This window comes from Novosphingobium ovatum, assembly GCF_009909235.1.
In the GTDB taxonomy this organism is placed as follows: domain Bacteria; phylum Pseudomonadota; class Alphaproteobacteria; order Sphingomonadales; family Sphingomonadaceae; genus Novosphingobium; species Novosphingobium ovatum.
Map to the genome: position 1 here is coordinate 295,680 of NZ_JAAAPO010000002.1, position 17,510 is coordinate 313,189.

16 protein-coding genes are annotated in these 17,510 nt (G+C 64.9%); 6 read left to right on the plus strand and 10 right to left on the minus strand.

From position 1 onward, the window contains the following. Positions 1-36 precede the first annotated feature (36 nt). The 4 genes from GTZ99_RS05560 to GTZ99_RS05575 are packed head-to-tail and all read left to right on the plus strand — an operon-like array spanning position 37 to position 3,202. On the plus strand, positions 37-927 hold the full coding sequence (locus GTZ99_RS05560; RefSeq protein ID WP_161717292.1) for a VOC family protein: 891 nt from the start codon (positions 37-39) through the stop codon (positions 925-927). Continuing rightward, positions 924-1,790, plus strand: a complete 867-nt coding sequence (locus GTZ99_RS05565) for an alpha/beta fold hydrolase (protein WP_161717293.1) — start codon at positions 924-926, stop codon at positions 1,788-1,790. The genes GTZ99_RS05560 and GTZ99_RS05565 overlap by 4 nt, the downstream gene beginning before the upstream one ends. A gap of 3 nt (positions 1,791-1,793) precedes the next feature. Beyond that, positions 1,794-2,450, plus strand: a complete 657-nt coding sequence (locus GTZ99_RS05570) for a hypothetical protein (RefSeq protein WP_161717294.1) — start codon at positions 1,794-1,796, stop codon at positions 2,448-2,450. Positions 2,451-2,476: 26 nt separating this feature from the next. Next, positions 2,477-3,202, plus strand: a complete 726-nt coding sequence (locus tag GTZ99_RS05575) for a DUF3108 domain-containing protein (RefSeq protein WP_161717295.1) — start codon at positions 2,477-2,479, stop codon at positions 3,200-3,202. A gap of 20 nt (positions 3,203-3,222) precedes the next feature. Here the strand turns inward: GTZ99_RS05575 and GTZ99_RS05580 are convergent, their stop codons facing one another. Genes GTZ99_RS05580 through GTZ99_RS05595 form a run of 4 tightly spaced genes read right to left on the minus strand, consistent with a single transcriptional unit; the run spans position 3,223 to position 8,705 of the window. After that, the gene (locus GTZ99_RS05580) at positions 3,223-4,026 is read right to left on the minus strand and encodes a cupin domain-containing protein (RefSeq protein WP_161717296.1); all 804 of its coding nucleotides are present in this window, start codon (positions 4,024-4,026) and stop codon (positions 3,223-3,225) included. 5 nt (positions 4,027-4,031) lie between these two features. Next, a complete protein-coding gene (locus GTZ99_RS05585) occupies positions 4,032-5,609 on the minus strand; it encodes an FAD-binding oxidoreductase (protein ID WP_161717297.1) in 1,578 nt (525 codons plus the stop codon). A gap of 1 nt (position 5,610) precedes the next feature. Further along, entirely contained in the window at positions 5,611-6,945 is a 1,335-nt protein-coding gene (locus tag GTZ99_RS05590; protein WP_161717298.1) for an MFS transporter, read from the minus strand. Next, positions 6,942-8,705 (minus strand): alpha/beta hydrolase, encoded by a 1,764-nt coding sequence (locus GTZ99_RS05595; protein WP_161717299.1) that lies wholly within the window; start codon positions 8,703-8,705, stop codon positions 6,942-6,944. The genes GTZ99_RS05590 and GTZ99_RS05595 overlap by 4 nt, the downstream gene beginning before the upstream one ends. A 223-nt stretch (positions 8,706-8,928) precedes the next feature. On the opposite strand from GTZ99_RS05595, the gene GTZ99_RS05600 reads away from it, so the two are divergent. Together GTZ99_RS05600 and GTZ99_RS05605 are read left to right on the plus strand one after the other, a co-directional pair. After that, on the plus strand, positions 8,929-10,206 hold the full coding sequence (locus GTZ99_RS05600; protein WP_227711117.1) for an MFS transporter: 1,278 nt from the start codon (positions 8,929-8,931) through the stop codon (positions 10,204-10,206). A 197-nt stretch (positions 10,207-10,403) separates the two neighbouring features. After that, positions 10,404-11,141 carry a GntR family transcriptional regulator gene (locus GTZ99_RS05605; protein ID WP_227711118.1) on the plus strand — a complete coding sequence of 246 codons (738 nt, stop codon included), beginning with the start codon at positions 10,404-10,406 and terminating at the stop codon, positions 11,139-11,141. Positions 11,142-11,164: 23 nt separating this feature from the next. Here the strand turns inward: GTZ99_RS05605 and GTZ99_RS05610 are convergent, their stop codons facing one another. The 6 genes from GTZ99_RS05610 to GTZ99_RS05635 form a co-directional block, all read right to left on the minus strand. Next, positions 11,165-11,344: a hypothetical protein gene (locus GTZ99_RS05610; RefSeq protein ID WP_227711119.1), complete on the minus strand. Its 180-nt coding sequence runs from the start codon at positions 11,342-11,344 to the stop codon at positions 11,165-11,167. Positions 11,345-11,513: 169 nt separating this feature from the next. Beyond that, entirely contained in the window at positions 11,514-12,533 is a 1,020-nt protein-coding gene (locus tag GTZ99_RS05615; RefSeq protein WP_161717301.1) for a zinc-dependent alcohol dehydrogenase family protein, read from the minus strand. Positions 12,534-12,545: 12 nt separating this feature from the next. Then, positions 12,546-13,460, minus strand: coding sequence for a polysaccharide deacetylase family protein (locus GTZ99_RS05620; protein ID WP_161717302.1), 915 nt, complete (start codon positions 13,458-13,460; stop codon positions 12,546-12,548). Further along, on the minus strand, positions 13,457-14,356 hold the full coding sequence (locus tag GTZ99_RS05625) for a polysaccharide deacetylase family protein (protein WP_161717303.1): 900 nt from the start codon (positions 14,354-14,356) through the stop codon (positions 13,457-13,459). The genes GTZ99_RS05620 and GTZ99_RS05625 overlap by 4 nt, the downstream gene beginning before the upstream one ends. Continuing rightward, complete coding sequence (locus tag GTZ99_RS05630; RefSeq protein ID WP_201742387.1) at positions 14,349-15,041, minus strand: isochorismatase family protein; 693 nt, start codon at positions 15,039-15,041, stop codon at positions 14,349-14,351. The genes GTZ99_RS05625 and GTZ99_RS05630 overlap by 8 nt, the downstream gene beginning before the upstream one ends. A gap of 261 nt (positions 15,042-15,302) precedes the next feature. Further along, on the minus strand, positions 15,303-17,510 hold the full coding sequence (locus GTZ99_RS05635) for a TonB-dependent receptor (protein WP_161717304.1): 2,208 nt from the start codon (positions 17,508-17,510) through the stop codon (positions 15,303-15,305).

Here is a 17,510-nt window from a genome sequence, read left to right on the forward strand (position 1 = left end):
CCTTTGCCTTGCGCCACAGGATCATAAGGGGTTGGCATGACTTTGCTGAAATGCGCCACGCATGTGGTGGGCGATCTGGCCGATGCCATCGCGCGCTATACGCAATGGATGGACTATCGCGTGGTCGAACAGGGCACGGTTGATGCCGATCTGGCCGCCTTGTGGCTGGCTCCGGCCAGTGCGGGCAAGGGCTATGCCGTGTTGCAGCCCGCCTCTGGCGCGCAAACCTTCCTGCGCTTTGTCGAAGGCACGCCGGTGCCCGATTACGCGCCCATCCGCAGCTATGGCTGGGCGGCAATCGAATTGTGCGTCACCGATGTCGAGGCGGTAAACAGCCGCATGATCGCCTCTCCGTTCGAGGTGATCGGCAGCCCCAAGCCGCTGGACGGCTTTGCCACAGTCAAGCCGATGCAGGTCAAGGGCGCCGATCAGGAGATCGTCTATCTGACCGAGATCCTGGTGCCCGGCCCCGAACACGGCCTGCCTGCGCCGCAATCACTGATCGACCGGCCGTTCATTCTGGTGCTGGCCTGCCCTGATCTGCGCAAGACCGCGCAATGGGGGCGTGAAGTGCTGGGGCTGGGCGTGATTGACCCGGTGGCGATCAAATATTCGATGATCAACAATGCCTTTGGTCTGGACCCTGACACCAAGCATGAGCTGGTGACCGGCAAGTGGGAAGGCGACACCTTTCTGGAGTTCGACCAGTACCCCGAAGGCACGGTGGAACGTCCGCGTGTTCCGGGCGAATTGCCGCCGGGGGTGGCAATCACCTCCATGGCGCATCCCGATTTCGCCCGGCTGGACGGGCATTGGGCGGTCGAACCCATCACCCGCGATGGGCCGCTCTATGCTGGGCGCCGGGTGGGCATGTTGCTGACGCCCGAAGGCGCCTTGCTGGAAGTGATCGAGGGAGAACCCGCATGACCGCGCCAGCCATCCGCCGTGGTTTCGTCGATGTGCCCCATGGTCAGACCCACTACCGCCGTGCCGGTGAGGGCAGTCTGACCGCAGATGGCGCGCCGCTGTTGATCATCCATGCCTCGCCCGGATCATCGCGCCAACAGGTGCGGTTGATCGGCGATTTTGCCGGTGTGACCCGCGTGCTGGCCCCCGATACGCCGGGCAATGGTGACAGCGATCCGCTGCCTTGCGCGCTGGCGGGGGAAGAGCCGACGATCCCCGATCTGGCCGCCGCCGTGAACGCCTTCCTTGACGGGTTGGGCGTGGCGCGGGTGAATGTCTATGGCTCGCACACGGGGGCATCGATCGCCGCCGAGCTGGCCATTCTGGCCCCGGAAAAGGTCAATCGGCTGGTGCTGGACGGCGTCAGCCTGATGGTGGGAGAGGAACTGGCCGAGATCCTCGAAAAATACGCCCACCCGTTCAATCCCGATCTGGAAGGCGCCTATCTGATCCGCATCTTCCAGTTCTGCCGCGATCAGTACATGTTCTTTCCGTGGTACAACCGCACACGTGCGGGCCGCCGCGATGGCGGGCTGCCCGCGCCCGGCGATCTGCACGCATGGGTGCTGGAGGTGATGAAGGCGTGCCAGTCCTATCACCTGAATTACCGCGCCGCGTTCAAGTGGGACGCGCCCGCGCGCATGGCCTTGATCACCTGTCCGACCTTGGTCATCGCGGCGGAAAATGACCCGCTGTATGATTGCAGCGTGGATCTGACCGATAGCCTGCGCGATGGCCGTTTCCTGCGCCTGCCGCGGCTGGACGCGCCCGATTTCGCGCCCACGCGCGCGGCGGCAATGACCGCCTTTTTTCAGGAGGCTTGAGCCATGACGCTGGCTGTTTCCCTGCTGACGCTGCTGCATCTGCTGATCCCGATCTATTGGCTGGGCGGCGATCTGGGGGCGTTTTATGGCGCGACCTTCCTGACCGATTCCTCCCGCCCGGTGGGTGAGCGGATGATGTCGCTCAAGATCCTCAACAACATCGACATGGCCCCGCGCACGACGCTGATCTTGGCTTTCCCGACCGGCTTTTCGCTGGCGGTGGTCAAGGGCTGGGTGCCGCTGTCGCATGGCTGGCTGGGGCTGGTTTGGGTGGCCGCGCTGGCGTGGCTGGCGCTGGCGTGGGTCGTGCATCTCAAGCATGGCGCCACCGGGTATAAGCGTATCGATATCGTCATCCGTTACATCGTGCTGGCCGGTCTGCTGGCGGCGGGCATTGGCGGGCTGGCGGGGGCCATCACGTTGCCGCTGTTCATCGCGGGCAAGATGCTGGCGCTGGCCGCCTGTATCGCGCTGGGCCTGTTGGTGCGGGTGCAACTGGTGCCGCTGTTCCCGGCGATCATTGCCATGAAAAACAACGGCGCCACGCCGCAAACCGATGCCGCCATCGTGGGCGTCCTGTCCAAAACCCGCCCCACCGTGATGGTGCTGTGGGTGGTGGTGCTGGCCGCCTGCCTGCTGGGCATTGCCACGCCTGTTTGATCCATTCCCACCAAAGGAGCCACAACTTGCAGCAACACCGCACCATCACCGGCAGCATCCTTTACACCTCGAAGAAACCGGGGCGTGAGGGCCAGGAGCGTGGCCGTGAATATTTCACCTGGACCCACCACACCGACGGCAAGAAGACGCTGCGCGCGCGTTGCGAGATTGACGAGCCGGCGCCCACCGTCCACCGCGATGTGACCTATAGCATCGATGCCAACGACATGCCGATGGACTGTTTTGTCCGTTTGGTGATCGGGGACAAGTTCATGGGCGCGGGCCTGTTCATCATGGGCCCCGACAGCATTGAATGCGAAAGCTATGGCCCCTCGATCGGGCGCATTTCGCAGACCATGCCGATCAACGGCGAATATGACGGTTTCGGCACGCACCCGATTGTGGCTGACGCCTATATCACGCGCAAGATCGACCGCAGCACGACGACCCCGCGCAAGTTCCGCACCTTCCTGCCTTCGCCCGACCACCGCGGCGCGACCCCGCCGGTGATCGCCGAAAGCGTGATCCAGCTGGGCTATGTCGGGACCGAGACGGTGACGGTCAAGGCCGGCACGTTTGAATGCTACCACTATCAGTTCAGCGATCCCGATGGCGGCATGATCGGCCTGTCGGGCGAAGCGCACCCGCCCTATGACGTGTGGGTGACGGCGGATGATGACGCCATCTTTGTTCAGGGTGGCGTTGGCGGTTACATGCAGACCTGGTATGAACTGGTCGAGCTGAAGCGCTGAGGCAACGGGGAAGGGGCGGCCTAGCAGGCGGCCCCTTCTGCATATGGCGCGGCCCATTCGGGCGGCACCCCGCGCGGGGCATAGGGCGCGCCGATGGGCAGCGGCTCCAGCCTGTCCTGCCAATGGGTGACGATGCGGTTGGCGCCCGGTGATCGCATGATCTGCAAAAACCCGGCGGGCGAGACATGCGGCCCGTGGATGATGCCGGGCGGGCGATAGAAATAGGCCCCCGCGCACATCAAGCCTTCGGGCGCCCACATGCTGCCCGACAGCATGAACATTTCCTCGGCGTGGGTATGCATTTCGGGGCGCAGATGGGTTTCGGGCGGAATGCCATGCGGCAGGCCGGTCAGCAGGAACGTGCGTCCGCTGTCGTTTGGCCCCAACCGCAAGACTTTGCGCGCCAGACGCAGGTGAGACAGCGCCGGGTCATAGGTGGAGGTGTCCCACGCCATGCGCGGCGTGTCGATGGCCACAGGTTCAGCCACCCCCGCCACGCTGTCGGCGCATGCCCACCCGTGGCGAAAGATCAGCACCGTTGCGCCCGTCACGCTGCCCCGCACCGCCGATCCCCCGCGCGGGGCAAAGGCATAGGCGTGCCAGCCCAGCGCCTGCTCGCCCAGCGTCAAGGCGCCCTCCAGCACGAACAGCTCTTCACCCCGGTCCAGCACGCCGCCTGCCGTAAAACCCGCCGGATAGCGGACGATCAGCGTTTGCGCGCCCGTATCGGGATCGCCATTCAACAGCTTGGTCGCGGTGCCGTCGGGGTGCTGCGCCCATGGCACGTTTTGCGTCTGGACAAATTCGATATGCGGGCGGGCCATGGGCGTTACAGCTCCAGCGCGCCGGGGTTCATGCGGCCATCGGGATCGACATGGGCCTTGATCGCGCGGATCAGCCCCAGCGTTTCGGGGCGCAGCACGCTGGCATAGCGGTATGTGCGGCCGATCTGGTTGGACGCCGCACCATGTTCGGCAAAGGTCTGGATGATCCGCGCCCGCAGTTCCATCACCAGCGCGCGGGTGTCTGGGGCGGGGGCCGGTTCGCTAAAGCGGTCGGTTGCGCCCACCATAGCCAATGTCGCGTGGTGCATCGGCAGCCATTCATCGCGCCAGTTGAACACAGGCTCATAGGAAAAGGCGTGGGTGCCGATCACCGTCAACAAGCGCGAGACCATCACGCCGGCCGCGTCCAGCCGGGGCTGATATTGCGCGATCAACGCCTCCACCGCCGCCGACAGGGCCTGCGCCTGCCCATGCGAGACCTTGGCGTTCAGCGCCAGCCAGCGGTCGGATTGCGGGCCCAGCACCATGTGCAGCGGGCTGAACATCTCGGCGCGGGTGGCCTTGGGGATGGAGTTGGGCAGTTCCTTGCCCCCCAGCCGCGCGGCAATGTCGCGCGCCGCCGCCATATCAGCGTCAACGCCCGCCCGGCTGCGGCCCGCCAGCACCAGATGCAGCGAATGGCACCCGGCTTCGATAAAGTCGCGGCCCGCCATGGCCAGCTGCGCGCCCGCCTTCAGCCCGCGCAACAGGCCCTTTTCCTGCCGCACCACCTTGGCCAAGGTCTTGATGTCGCTGGCCAGATCGGATGGGCTGGACAGCGCCAGACGCGTCTTGTCGGCGTCCATGACATAGGCGTCCTCGGCCAGATCATTCCGGCCAATCTCGCAAATGGCCTCAATCGCTTCGGCCTGCGTGGCAAAGCCGAAGGAGAGGAAATCGGTGACCTCTGGCGCGCGGATCAGGCGCAAGGTTGCCCGTGACTTGATGCCAAAGGCGCCCGCGTCATGGGTGAACATCGCGGTGGTGTCCGGCCCGAAAGTGCGGAAAAACGGATCGGGCGCAAGGGCCACGCCGCGCTGGCCAGTGTGCAGCACATCGCCATTGGCCAGCACCACCTCCAGCCCGACGACCGCCTCTGCCGCCGTGCCATGTCGCGCCGTGCCCAGAAACAGCGCGCCATTCGACAGCCCGCCGCCCACCGTTGCCCCGCGCCCTGAAAAGGTGCCGAAAAACGGCAGGCGCAGGCCCAAGGGCTTGAGCGCCTCGTAAATCTGCTGCCACGTCACCCCCGCCTCTACGGTGATGGTCATGTTGGTGGGGCTGATCTCGACGATGCGGTTCATGCGGCGCAGGTCCACCGCCACATGCCCGCCCGCGCCATGGGTATAGCCCGACACATAGGTCAGCCCACCCCCGCGCGGGGTGATGGCCAGACCCGCCTGCGCGATCACTTTGACCGCCGCGACCAGCTGGTCAGGATCGGCGGGGCGCACCACGGCAACGCACAGCCCGCCCTGGCCAAACAGGTCGCCGGAGTGCAGGCGGCGCTCGGCCTCGTCGGTCAACAGCCCGTCCGGGCCAAGCACGAGCGCCAGTTCGCGCAGCATGTCACTGTGGGTCATCTCAATCCTCCTGAACCTGCGCCGCGCTGGCCGCGCGGAAATGCGGCCGCACCGCCGCAAACACCGCCATCGAGGCCAGCCCGCAGCCAAAGAACACCACCCCCAGCGACCATGCGATCCCCGCCTTCCACGCAAAGACATAATCGGACAGGAAGCCGACAATCGCGTTCCCCGCCGTCAGCGCGACAAGGCCCGACAGGATGGTGTGAACGCTCATCATCTGGGCGCGCAGGTGGTTGGGGGTGATCTGCGCCAGCCCGGCGTAGACGGCCGAGGTATTCCAGTTCACAAACAGGGCATTGAGCACATAGAACACCAGCGCGATCGTTGCCGTGGGCGCCAGACAGGCCGCCGTGCCCAGCACCACCATCGAGGCCGCGCAAGTGCCCGCCACCAGCACCGGTGCGTCCGAATGCCCACGCCGCGCCAGCCACACAATCACCCAGCCCGAATTGACCGCGGCAAAGATCGACACCGGCAGGCTGACCAGCCCCAGCATCTTGCCCGTTGCCGCCGCCGTCCAGTCATGCACGCGGATGAACAGCGCCGGAAACCAGCCGACAATCGCGTACACGCACACCAGATTGAGCACCGAGCCCAGCAGAAACCCGCCATAGGCCATCGGGCGGCTGGCGATCAGGCCGACAATCGGGCGCAGGCTGAACGGGCCGGGAGCGTCCGCTTCGGCCACCACGGGGGCGTCGCGGCGGGGCGGTTCACGCACCGTCAACAGGCACACCAGCGCCAGCACCACGCCGGGCGCGCCGCACAGGATGAACACGATCTGCCATGGCTGCATATGGCCAAACAGCCCCGGCATCCCCGCGATCAGCCCATCGGCCCAGCCCAGAAACAGCCCCGACAGCCCCAGCGCCGCCGCCGTGCCGAACGTGCTGCCGGTGGTGAACACGCCATAGGCCTTGGGCCGCATACCGGGCAGGAACAGATCGGCAATCAGCGATGTCGCCACCGGCACCAGCGCGGCCTCGCCCACGCCCACCATCATGCGCGCGGCAAACAGGTGCCAGAACGTGTCAGCCAGCGAACAGGCGGCGGTGGCGATGCTCCACACCGTCAGGCCGATCAACAGGATCGGCACCCGCCGCCAGCGGTCGACCAGCATCCCCATCGGCAGGCCCAGCACGCTATAGACGATCGAGAAGGCCATGCCCTGTAACAGGCCGAATTGCGTGTCATTGATATGCAGCGACTTTTGCAGCGGCACGATCAACAGGCTGATCGACACGCGATCCAGAATGGCCAGCGCATAGGCCAGCGTCAGCAGCGCGACGACATACCACGCATAGCCGTAACGGGAGGGGGCAGGAGCGGTCATGCGGCACCTTGGGTAGCGAGGGCGGGGATGGCCTGTGGATCCGCGAAACAGCGTAGCGCCAGCGCAGCGGCCTCGCTCAGCGCGTCGGGGCGGGGCAGGGTGGTGCCTTGCGGGGCCAGCGCGGCGACGGCGGCGGCATCGGCATGGGCGGGATCGGCATGGGCCAAGACGCGCAATGGACAAGGCACCGCCCGCCACAAGCCCGCCGGATCAGGCACGGCCAACGCCGCCAGCGCCGCGTCCGCCCAATGGAGGCGCTGACGCAACACCGCGTTCAGCGCGTCATGCAACGCCGCCCCATCCAGCACCGGCGGCAGGCGGCGCATCGCCGACAGGTCATGGGCAAACCACGGCCATTGCGCCTGACTATCGCGCAACATATGCCAGATGCGGTGCAAATGCCCGCCCGCCTGTGCGTCATAGGCGATGGGCGGGGCCAGCCCTGCGGCCATCGCGGCGGCGGCATCGGTGTCCAGCGGAGCCGCGCCATCGATCAACAGGCTGGCCACCAGATCGGGCGCGCGCGCGGCCAGCGCCGCCGCAATCCCCGCGCCCAGCCCGATGCCCAGCACCGGCACCGCGCCCACGCCCAACGCGCGCAGCATGTTGGCCAGCGCATCGGCATAGGCCTCCAGCGAGGGTGCGGACAGGGGATCACTGTCGCCTAGACCCGGCAGTTCGGGCACGATCACCGGCATGGTTTGGGCCAGCGCGCTGGCCCATGCGCGGGCGTTCAGCGTGGTGGGGGCCTCGATCACCAGCGCCGGCGTGCCGGTGGCGGGGCCATGGCGGAACAGGTGGATCTGTCCGCCCGCACCATTGCCCACATAGGCCCGCGCGCCATCGCTGGGCGCTGTGGGCAGGGTAACGGGATCGCAGACTGTTTCCGCCATGATCGCGCCCAGCCATGCCAGCCATTCGCCACGATCGGCGCTCAGGCTTTGCGTCGTGACCTGCGCGCTGCCCACCGCCGCCGCGCGGGGCAAATAGCCGATCAACACGTCATCCGCCTTGGCCGCGACCAGTGTGGGCACCGCCACCCGCCCCAAGGCCGGCGCCGGATCATAGCGCATCGCCGCGGCATAGGCGCCCGAATAGGACGGTCCGGCGGCAAACAGGTCGATGCCATAATCCTCGATCCAGGCCGCATCAGGGGCCTGCATCGGGATGCGCGTTTGTGCATTGCGGGAGAACCACGGGAACCAGCGCAGCATGTCGCGCGTGCGCCCCCATTCCGCCGCCAGATAGGCCCCCGCGTCATCTACCACAAACGGCCGCATATAGGCCGCGACAAATTCCGCAGACGCCAGCGTTTCGGGCATCGACAGCCCGTCCAGTACCAGACGGCACGGGCGCGCGTCTGGGGCGGCGGCATCGACATGGGCCAGCGCGATCTTGGCACTGGTATGCGTCGCGTACAGCGGCGCGCGCGACAGGCCCAGCGTCGTCAGCGCCGCGCCCAAGGCGGCGGCAAAATCGGCGATTTCAGGTTGATCCAGCGTCAGGCTATCGGAATTGCCATATCCGGCCGTGTCCAGCGCGACGATCCGCCATGTGGGGTGCGCGGCCGACAGGGCCACCATCGCATCGCGGTGCAGCCGTGACGAGCGCGGCGAATCATGCAGCATCACCAGCGTGCGCGCGGCCCCGGTCACCGGCCCAGCCACGCGGTAATGCACCAGCCCCTGCGGCGTTGCGACATATTGGCGCGGCAGATCGGCGGGCGTGCCGGGAAGGGGGTTTTTCCGCTGCTCGGTCATGCGGGGAAATCCTTGGCCGCTGGACGCATCATCGCTCCACTTTGCTGCATTGCCGCATCGCCCGGTGTGCCCATGGCTGATGGCAAATATGATATAGGAATATGGGTATTTGTGTGGCATCAATCGGCACTTGTCCAGTGCCAAGCGCGCGGATGTGCCACCGTTTTTCCCGCTGGGTGGACACCGGCCCGCCCGGTCCCCGACAATTGAAAGGAATGCCCGTTTGGCCAGCCTGAAGACCGCATCGCCCGCCATCGCACCGGCCGATGATTATCGCGACAGCGCAAAGGGTTGGACGGTGGTGGCCGCCGGTATGGTGGGGGTGGCGCTGGGGCTGTCGCCCTTGCCGTTTTACACCATCGGCATGTTCGCCCCCGAACTGGCCAAGGCGTTCGGCTGGAGCTTTACCGCGCTGATGGGGAGCGTGGGGGTGCAATCGCTGGTGGTGATGGCGTCGGGCCCTGCGGCGGGGTTCCTGCTGGACCGCTGGGGCGCGCGGCGGGTGGCGCTGTGGTCGCTGGGGCTGTTTGGCCTGTGTTTTATGTCGCTGGGGTTGGCGACGGGCAATCTGTGGTTCTATTACGGCCAATGGGTGGTGATGAGCATCGTGGGCGCGGGCACCCTGTCGGCCACATGGACGCGGGTGGTCAACGGCTGGTTCGACCGCCATCGCGGGTTGGCGCTGGGCGTGGCCAGTACGGGGACGGGGCTGACAGGCTTTTTGATCAAGCCCTTCTCCGCATGGCTGATTGGTGAGTTTGGTTGGCGCGTGGCCTTTGGCGTGGTGGGCGCTTTGCCGATCATCATCGGCATTCCCATCGTTGCGTGGCTGTTGCGTGAACCGCCGGTGGCGGGCGTGGCGGGGGCGGATGTTGATGCCGCGCCTGCCGATGACACGGGGCTGACACTGGCACAGGCGGTGCGTTCGCGCGGGTTCTGGGTGATGGCCGGGGCGTTCCTGCTGATCGCCTTTGCCCTGACGGCGCCCACGCCCAATATGGAAAACATCCTGAAAACCAAAGGTTTCGCGCGGATGGACATCGCCAGCATTACCGCCGCTTTTGGTCTGGCGGTGATTGCCGGGCGGTTGATCGGGGGGTGGCTGCTGGATCGGTTCTGGGCGCCGGGCTGCGCGCTGGCGGTGCTGATGGTGCCGGCACTGGGCAGTTTCCTGCTCTCGCACACGGGCGTTACCCATCCGCAGGCGCTGTTTGCGGTGGTCTGTCTGGGGCTGGGCGCGGGGTTTGAATTCGATCTGCTGGCCTATTTGATCGCCCGTTACTTTGGCCGGCGCAATTACGGCACGATTTACGGTTGCTTTTATACCGTCATCGCGCTGGGCGGCGGTCTTGGCCCGGTGGTTTATGGCCGCGCGTTTGACGTGACCGGCGGCTATGGGGCGGTGCTGCTGGGCGGCGTTGGGTGCCTGATCCTGGGCGGATTGCTGTTGCTGCCGTTGGGACCCTATCCCCGGTTTGGCGGGGAGGGCGAGGCCGATTGAACGCCACACCATCGCCAACGCCATAAAAATCACATGGAAATCGATCGTATTTCCTGACAGAGGGACACTATTGGCCGAAAGTTACATTGTCAGCCTGCACGACAACGCCTAAGGCCCCTGCCCGAAAAGCTGTCGATACAGGCCTTGGCGCTGCGCCTTGCGCCCGGCTGCCGCCATTTGGTGAAGGGATTTGGGAATTGGTCGATCGTGACGCTGCGGTGCCGCTGTACCACCAGATCTTTCTGCAATTGCGCGACGAGATCCTGAGCGGTGAACGTCCCTATGGCAGTGCCCTGCCGACCGAGCAGGAACTGGCCGAGATGTACAGCGTCAGCCGCATCACGGCGCGCCGCGTGCTGGGCGATCTGGCGCTGAACCACTATGTCGAGCGCAAGCGGCGGCTGGGCACCCGCGTGACGTTCCGCTCGCCCGCCAAGCCGATCGAGGCGAATATCGATCAGGCGGTGGATTCGCTGTTGGCGCTGGGGCAGGGCACGACCGTCAACGTGATCGAGGTGGCGACCGAAAACCCGCCCCATACCGTGGCCAGCGCGTTGCAACTGGCGGCGGGGCAACAGGTGGTGCGCGCGGTGCGTGTGCGCTGTCTGGATGGCGAACCGCTGGGCTATGTCGTGTCCTATGTCTCGGCCGAGTTGGAGGGCGTGGTTACGCAAAAGACGCTGGTGCGCGCGCCCATCCTGCGCCTGCTGGACGAGGCCGGGTTCCACGCCAAGCACGCCGAGCAGACCATCGGCGCGATCCTGGCCGACACCCAATTGGCCGAGGCGTTGGACATCGAGCCGCGCGCCGCGATCCTGCGCATCAGCCGCACGGTCTATGACGAAAACGACCGGCCTTTCCTGATCACCCATGCGCATTATCGGTCGGACCGGTTCAACATCCGCATGGATCTGAACGTCCCCCGTCCGGTTTGATCCGCCCGGTTTGATCGGGGGCGTCAGTCGCCGTAACGGCGGGCCATATATTCGTCCTGCTGGCGCATCTTGCGGCCCCGGTTGCGGTCGGCTTCGGCCTGGCTTGTGGTGGCCGTGTCCCACACGACGCTGGTGACCTTGAACGGTGCCTTGGCCACGGCGGTCACCGCGTCCCCGACACAGCCAGACAACAGAACGGCCATCCCGGCGGCCATCACGACAGCGGACAGGCGGCGGGCAAAAGGCTGAGGCAAGGCGACGACTCCGGTGCAAGACAAAGGGCGCGGGCGGTGTGTGTCACCATCCCGCGCCCCTGTGCTTAACCGCGATTGCTTGCCTTTCGCTTACCATCCGGCATGCGGATGGCAGGCGTTATTCGGCCACCTTGATCAGGATCTTGCCCACATGGCTGCCCGACTTCAGATGGGCATAGGCCGCAGGCGCTTCGTCAAAGGCAAAGGTGCTGTCGATCACCGGCTGGATATTGTGCTGGGCAATCGCGCGCAGCAGGCGCTGCAACATGGCGCGGCTGCCTTCGGCAATGCCCTTGAGGATCAGGTTTTTATAGATCACCAGACCGATGTTCATCGCCGGCGCGCCTTCACGCGGGGCGACCGAGACGAAGACGATGCGGCCATTGGCAGCGGCCGCCAGTACCGATTTGGCCTGCGTGTCATAGCCGCCCGTTTCGACCACAATGTCGGCGCCCGCCCCATTGGTGGCCTTCAGCACCTCGGCCTCCCAATCGGGGTGGGTGCGGTAATTGATGGTGATGTCCGCGCCCAGCTTGCGCGCCAGTTCCAGCTTGTCGTCGCTGGACGAGGTGATGATCACCTTGGCGCCCGCCGCCTTGGCGATCTGCAACGCCCAGATGGCGACGCCGCCTGTGCCCAGCGCCAGCACGATGTCACCAGCCTTGACCTTGCCCACTTCGACCACGGCGTTCCACGCGGTCAGAGCGCTCGACGCCAGCGGGGCGACCTGCTCGTCCGACAGGCCTTCGGGCACCTTGACCAGCGCGCTGCCGGGCACCTTGATATATTCGGCCAGCCAGCCGTCATCGGTGATGCCCAGATCCTTGGTGAAATAGGTAGGCGCGAAATCGCCATCCAGCCAGTTGACGAAATGGGCAAACACGGCGCGGTCACCCACGGCCACGGTCGAAACACCCGCGCCCACCTCGATCACTTCGCCCACGCCTTCCGACACGGGGATGCGGGTTTCGGCCTTCTTGGCGCCATAACGGCCCTCGAGCACCTGAATGTCGCGGTTGTTCAGGCACACCAGACGCACCTTCATCACCACTTCGCCATGGCCAGCGGTGGGGGTGGGGCGGGTGACGGCTGTCAGGCTGTCCAGGCCCGTCTGCGGGCCAACTTCATAGGCTTTCATGGGAAATGTCCTTTATGCGGCGCGAAACGCGTCCAGAATGTCACTGCCACGGGCAAACCACGTGTCGGGGCGGGCGGCCAGCTCGGCCAGCAACGCCTCGAACGCGTCCATGCGATAGGGCAGGCCGATGATATAGGGCGTGATGTGCAGCGGCAGCATGCGCGCGGTGTTCAGCGCCTCGCCCTCGGCCTTCAGCCAGTCATAGGCGTCCAGGACCTGCTGGGCATAGCTGTCGATCGACTGTTGCTGCACATTGATGATCTGGCGGTCGGACAGCTCATGGTTCAGCGGCAGGTTGTACAAGCCATTGTTGAACGCATAGGGCATCTCGTCGTTCACCCAGTCAACGCAATAGTCCAGCCCGGCCTCTTTCAGCAGGTCCAGCGTGGCAAAGGACTGCGACCGCGCGATCGAGTGCCAGCCACGCGGGCGGGTGCCGCTGACGCGCTCCAGCGTGGCGAGGCTCTGCGTGATCAGGGCGCGCTCGTCTTCCACCGGCAGAGTGCTGGCGATGGTGCCGTTCATGTCGGTGGAATGGGCGATGATCTCATGCCCTGCCGCCACGATGTCGGCGATCACCTGCGGGTAACGCTCGGCAATGGCGGCGTTGGTGGCGACCGATACCTTTGCCCCCACCCGGTCAAACGCGTCCAGCAACCGGTAAAAGCCGACCCGCGTGCCATATTCGCGCGACGTGTAATGGCGATAGTCGGGATATGCGGTCTGCATATGGCCCGGCGCGCGGAATGGTGTGTCCGAAGGCGTAATCGGGAACCATTCCAGGCTGAGCGTGAACCACACCGCCACCCGTTTGCCCTGCGGCCATTGCACGGCGGGGCGGCTGGGCAGGGTGCTGTACGGATAGAGCGCGTGGTCGTAACCCTGCGCGCGCTTGGGATATTCCAGATAGGTCGGGTCGAGGCTCATTGTCCGTCCTCCTGCGCGGCGTGCCCATTTGCCTGATGCCAAGCATCGGCAATGTCGCCCGCGCGCGTAATCCATGCGCGGTCATCGGCGGCGATGTGGCGCAACACTTCCTCAAACGGGCCGATGCGGTGCGGCTGACCGATCAGGTACGAATGCAGCGGGATGCACATCACCGTGCCACTTTCCTCCGCGGCCAGACGCTCATACTGACGGATCAGCGTCTGGGCATATTCGCGCGGGCTCATGTTATAGACAAAGAAGCCGTAGTGGTCGTTGACCTCCAGACTGTACGGCATCGAAATCAGCCGCCCGCTGGCCGTTTTGACCGGGAAGGGCTGATCGTCGTGATACAGGTCGCAGGTGTAATCCATGCCATATTCGGCAATCAGATCCAGCGTGCGCGGCGTATGGGTCAGCGCGGGCGCCAGCCAGCCTCGGATCGTCTGGCCGGTGGCCTCGCGCACGGTGCGGATCGAATCCTCGATGATGGCGCGCTCTTGGCGCTCGTCCATGCCATAGGAATAGCGGGTGTTATAAATGCCGTGGGAGAAAAACTCCCAGCCGCGCGCGTTGGCGTCGGCCACCACCTCTGGGTGATGCTGGCACAACGCCACCGACAGCGACACCGAGCCGGGGAAGCCATGCTTGGTCATCACATCGGCCATGCGCCAGTGCGACACACGGTTGGCGTGGTCGCGGTGGGCGTAACCCACGACATCGGGGTGCGGCTTGGCCCAGCTTTTGCGGTGCGGGTTGGCGGGGGGATCGATCTCGTAATATTCCAGATTGGGCGAGACCCAGACCGCTACCTTCTTGCCGCCGGGCCACGCGATGGGCTTGCGCGCGTGGTAACGCTGAAAATCATAGAGTTCGGGATCGGGCGCTCCTTCACGCATCGGGGCGGCCCTCCAGCCAGTCGATCACGGTCTGCACCGGTTCGACATCGGCATATTTCAGCTGCAAATCGGTCAGATTGGCAAAGTGATAGCTCTCATGCTTGTCGGCGCAGCATTCGATCGGCACGATCGTGCGATAGCCGCGCGACAGGCTGTCAACCGCGCCCGCCCGCACACAGCCCGAGGTCGATCCGCCGGTGATGATCACCGTGTCCACCTTGTGCCAGACCAGCAGGCTTTGCAGCGGCGTCTCGAAGAACGGCGAGGGCATGCGCTTGGTGTACACTGTGTCGCCGGGCAGGATTTCGCAGCGCTCATCAAAGGCGTGGCGGTCGCTGTCATATTTGATGTTTTGCAAGCTGTCGGGCGTATCGGTGCGCGTGCCCCACACGCCCGCGTCCGAGGCATCGTCCGCATAGGCCACATGCGTCCAGATCACCGGCATGCCCTTTTTGCGGGCCAGCGCGCTGATCGTGTTCACATATTCGATCTGGCGCGGGTCGGTCTCATAGGCGGTCTTGTAGCGGTCGATCCGGGTATAGGCGTTCTGGAAGTCGATGTTGACGATCGCAAGCCTTTCGCCAAAGCCGAATTTGGTGCGGGCGGGATTGGCCATCACGTCCTCGAAAATCTGGCGGGCGGTCTTGCCATCGCTGACCATTCTTGTGCCGACGATCGTGCTCATCTGCTCGAAGCTTCCTTGCAAACGGGGTGTGCGCGCCCGCAACAGGCGCAATTTCAGCCATCAGGTGTGGCGGGATGTGGCGGCCATGGCCATTTTGCCCGGCCATTTGTCCGACAGGTGGAATTGTGAACCGGGCGCCGCGCCGGGGCAAGCGGCCCGCGACAGGCATTTGTGCAAGAAAGGGCCACCATTGCTGGCAGCCCTCGCTTGCAAACAGGGAAAGACGGCCGGGCTCCCTCATAAGCCCGGCCGCCCCCTTCCTCAGATCTTCAGCTTCAGCCGCGCGGTAAAGCGCTGCGGATCGCCAGGGAACAGGGAGAGGAAGTTGGCCGTGATCGTCTTTTGCTTGGTCAGGTTCGACACGTCGAAACCAATGCTGATCTTGTCGTCGGCGGTGCGATAGGTCACGCCCATGTCGACATAATCTTCGGTCAGGGTGTGCGTGGTGTTCAGCACCGCGACCCAGTACGGCGAGTTGTGGCGCCATGCCACATTCGCCCCGATCGTGCCCTTGAGCGCGTCCACGGCCTTTTCATAGGCCACGCCGCCGCTGAACTGGAAGGTGGGCGTGCGCACCGGGCTGAGCGCGGTGGTCAGCGCGGTGGTGGCGGGCGTGATATAGGTGTATTTGGCCTGCATGAACGAGGGGTTGGCAAACAGGGTGAAGTCACCCAGCTTGGCCGAAGTCTCGATCTCGACGCCCTTGACCACCTGCGTGCCCGCGTTGAACGGCAGCGAGGCGGTCACGCCGGTCACCGGGCTGATCACGGCCGCGGTCGCCTGCAGGTCCTGCGTGCGGGCGATATAGCCGGTGATGTTGACGCGCAGCTTGTGGTTGAAGAACTCGGACTTGACGCCCGCTTCATACGACCACGTCTTTTCCGGGCGGAAGGTCACGGCCGAGCTGGCCACCGCCGCGGTGCCGTTCCAGCCGCCCGACTTGAAGCCATTGGTGGCCGAGGCGAACAGCATCACATCGGGATCAACCTTGTACGACACGGCAAAGCGCGGCGTGAACTTGTTGATCGACTGCGCCAGCGGGATGCCATAGCCCAGCACCGTCGCATCGCTGTAACCCAGCCCCGCGAACTGGCTGGAGGGCGTGAAGTGCAGCGTCTTCTTTTCCCAGGTGAAGCGGCCGCCCAGCGTCACGGTCAGCGCGTCGGTCACCTTGACATCGCCCTGGGCATAGCCTGCGGCGGTCTCGGCCTTGAAGCGGTAGATCGAGTCCTGAATGGCGCGGAACGCCGTGGTGCCGCCATTGAAGGTGGTCTGACGGTCGTTGCTGATTTCCTGCAGATAGAACAGGCCGGCGGTCAGGTGCAGACGGTTGTCGAACAGGCTGGTGTTATACTTCACCTCCTGCGACCACTGATCATTGGTGCCGTTGTCCACCAGAATATACGCCGCATAAGGGTTGGTGGTATTGGCGTCGTACTGGTTGATATAGCCCTGATTGAGGTGGCGATAGCCGGCGATATACTCGATCGAGCCATTGCCCAGATCATAGGCGCCCTTGAACATCAGCGCGGTGTTCATCGACAGGTTGCAATTGCCCTTGCCCAGCAGTTGCAGGGTATAGACATTGTTCTGGGTGCATTCGGTCTTGTACAGGCCGGTGGCGGTTTCATAGAACACCGGCACGGTGGCGCCGTTCACGACATAGGGGCTGGCGCCCGCCACCGAGCGCATACCCGAATAGGTGCTGGCGTTGCGGGTGAATTCAGCCGACATGTCCAGCTTGAGGTTGCTGCTGGCCAGCACGCGCAGGTCGCCGCGCATGCCCCAGCTGGTCTCGCCGTTCAGCTTTTCACCCGTGGTGATCGAGCGCAGATAGCCCTTGTCCGAGACATAGAAGGCCGACAGCTTGGACAGCACGCTGGTCGAGATCGGCATGTCAACCGAGGCCTTGGCGGTGTAGCGGTCGTAGGAACCGGCCGTCACTTCCATCGTGGCGGCGAAATGGTCCTTGGGGCGCTTCATGATAACGTTGATCGCGCCGCCGGTGGTGTTGCGGCCAAACAGCGTACCCTGCGGCCCGCGCAGCACTTCGACGCGCTCGGTGTCGAAGAAGGCATAGTTGTTGGCGTTCTGACGCGCGACATAGACGTCGTCGACATAGGTCGTGACGGGGGCGTCAAAGGTGGCGGTCGACTGGCTGTTGCCCAGGCCGCGCAGGTAATAGGCGTTGGCCGAGGCCAGACCCGCGTTGTGCTGCGAGATCATGCCCGGCACGAACTTCGACGTCTGGATCGCGTCGTTCAGGCGCAGCTGGGCAATGGTGGCCTGCGCAAAGGCGGTCACGGCCACCGGCACGTCCTGCAGCTTTTGCTCGCGGCGTTGCGCGGTGACGACAATTTCGCCCAAACCCTGCTCGGCGGCGGGTTGCGCCTCTTCGGCAAAGGCGGGGGCGCTGAACATCCCCAGCGACAGGATACAGGTGGAAAGCAGCAGATTTTTCTTGGTCAT